We start from the raw sequence: 2,647 nt of genomic DNA, 5'->3' as shown, positions 1-2,647 counted from the left end.
TTAAATAAACTTATTATGTCGCAAAGCAACGACCAGTTTTATTCAGATTTGCCGGTAAATCACCTGTCACTGCCTGATCTTTTTACAAAAGAGGCGCTCTTTTTCGAGGTGCCTGAAGACTGGCATGTGATCATTACAGACATCAGGAATTCAACGGCAGCTGTTCTTGGAGGAATGCATGAAACTGTCAATCTTGTGGCTACAGGAAGTATTGTTGCCGTACTGAACATCGTGTTTAAAGCGGGGCTTACCATTCCTTTTTTCTTTGGCGGTGATGGCGCCACCTTTATTGTGCCTCCTGCTATTGCCGGTAAAGTACTCATGGCGTTGCGATTGTACAGAGAAAATACGATGGACAGTTTTGATCTGGACATTCGTGTTGGTACGCTGCCTGTGTCTGAGATCTATGCGAAGGGCGAAAAACTCCGCATCAGCAAGTTTAACAGTTCAGGGGCTTTTGTCATTCCAGTACTATTGGGCAATGGCCTTAGCTATGCAGAAAAAATGATTAAGGGTAAAGATTACCTGCTTGAAGAAACAGAAGCTGCCAATGAAGAACTGGACCTGAGCGGCATGCAATGCAGGTGGGACAAGATTCCCCCTCCGGAACAGAATGATGAAATCGTTACACTGCTGGCAGTTGCAGCCGGGAAAGCTCCCCAAGGCCTGGCTTTTAAAAAAGTGATGCAGGATATAGATAATATCTATGGAGCATTTGAGCAGCGGCAGCCGATATCTTTGCCAAAACTCAAATTGACCACCACTTTCAATAAATTCGAGACAGAGCTGCGTGCGGTAACGGGGCATGCCAATCCTTTTAGGATGGTGCGGATGTGGTTTAAATCTGTGCTTGGCTATTTTTATTTCAAGACAGCAACAGGCCGGAAATATTTGCGGAGCATGATAGAAATGTCTGATACGCTTGTTATTGATGGCAAGCTAAATACGGTCATTTCGGGTACTGAGGCCCAAAGACTGAAGCTTCAGTCTGCTCTAAATAAACTTGAAGAAAGCGGGGAGATCTTTTACGGATTATATGTCAGCCGGGAATCAGTCATGTCCTGCTATGTGCGTGACATGGACGACGGACACATCCATTTTGTTGATGGAGGAGAAGGGGGATATACTAAAGCCGCCGGTCTGATGAAGCTAAAGCTTCAGCAATCCCCCTGATCATTAATTTTTCACTCTTTCCACCTCGTTTCCGGCACCGCCGGTATTGCGTTTCTTCGCAGCAGAAGCCCCCTTGCTGAAACTGTAACTGAAAGAGAGCAGGCCTATCCGGTTGTCAAAAATGTTGCGGTAAGTAGCCCGGGTCTGTGGAATGTTGAGTATTTCGCCCTGCGGCCTGAAGCGGTTCAGTACATCGCGTAAAGTAAATTTCAGCGTGCCTTTTTCTCCAAGGATTTTCTTCTGAATGCCGGTGTTGATGTTGTAAAGCGCTTTCGTTTTGAACTGGGCGTTTTGGTTGGGTGTTACATACATGCCGCTCAGTTCTGCGCTCCATCCCTTCCCAAAATTAAACTGGTTATTTGGATTGACATAAAAGTAAAAGCTCCGTACAGTATTTCCATCATTGCCGGGGAGGCCGCTAAAATCAATTTTCACTGCTTCACTGTACATATTCAATGTGTACCAGTTTCCTGCTTTCAGGTTCAGGTTAACAGAGCCACCGTAAAAATGCATTTTCCCGATGTTTCCCGTCCTGCTGATGAAAATGCCTTTTTCCTGCTCGATGACTTCAGAGATCTTCGAGGAGGTAACGTTGTAGAAAAGGTCGATATTGATCTTGTTGTTGTGGTTAAAGTTGAGATCGATCTTGTGGGCAAACTCCGGCCTGATGTAAGGATTGCCGGCAAAGTACGTGAACTTATCCAGTAAGAAAATAAAGGGGTTCAGGTCCTGGTAATAGGGCCGTCTGACCCGCTTCCCGTAGTATAATGTCAGCTTATTTTTGGCACTGTCAAGTTTGTAGGAAAGATAAACAGTCGGAAAGAGGTTGGTATAGTGCTGTGAAAAAGACGAATCCGGTCGTAATCCATTGCCCAGCTGGTGTCCTTTCATATTGGTCTGCTCCATGCGCAGCCCGGTCTGTATGCTCCATTTCTCCCATTCCTTACTGAAACTTACATAAGCAGCGTTGATGTTTTCCTTGTACCTGAAGTGATTGGTCTTTTCATTGTCCACCAGCAGTGCGTTTCCCTGTCGGATGAAATAGTCTGCGGTGTTATCGGTGTTGACAAAGCTGGTCTTTCCCCCGGCAGAGAATTTGGCTTTGTGTGCCAGGGGGTGCTCGTAATCTCCTTTTGCAGAATAAATGGCAATATCCGATGGAAGTTCAGCCAGCAGGTCTTCGGTACTGGTACTGCTGTTGGCGGTATTAAAGATCCTGCTGGCAAAAGACTGGTCAGTCCTGGCGTTATACCTGATGTGGTCGAGATCAAAGCTGAGTTCCCGGCCCAGGCTGTCAATCTTATAACTGTAATTGAAATTGATCCCGTTGCTGTTCAGTTTCGAATGTTCTGAATTGAGCGCCGTAATCAGCGAGTCCGTCTGTCCCGCCGGACCGGTAGCAGCAGCTGTCACTTCTTTTCGGTTCCGGCCTTTGTTGTAGGATCCGGTAAAGACGAAACCCAGCGTGGTCTTT

Annotated in this window: 2 protein-coding genes; one reads left to right on the top strand and one right to left on the bottom strand. The window is 46.3% G+C overall.

Going from position 1 to position 2,647, the window contains the following annotated elements:
• Positions 1-1,173: DUF3095 domain-containing protein (locus VK541_RS04975; protein ID WP_324367521.1), on the top strand; the 1,173-nt coding region annotated here is incomplete at its 5' end.
• Between the two features lie 3 nt (positions 1,174-1,176).
• On the opposite strand, the gene VK541_RS04970 is transcribed toward VK541_RS04975, so the two are convergent.
• Positions 1,177-2,647: outer membrane beta-barrel family protein (locus VK541_RS04970; protein WP_324367520.1), on the bottom strand; the 1,471-nt coding region annotated here is incomplete at its 5' end.

The organism is Pedobacter sp., assembly GCF_035317785.1.
Classification (GTDB): domain Bacteria; phylum Bacteroidota; class Bacteroidia; order Sphingobacteriales; family Sphingobacteriaceae; genus Pedobacter.
This window is presented reverse-complemented; position numbering and strand designations above follow the sequence as displayed.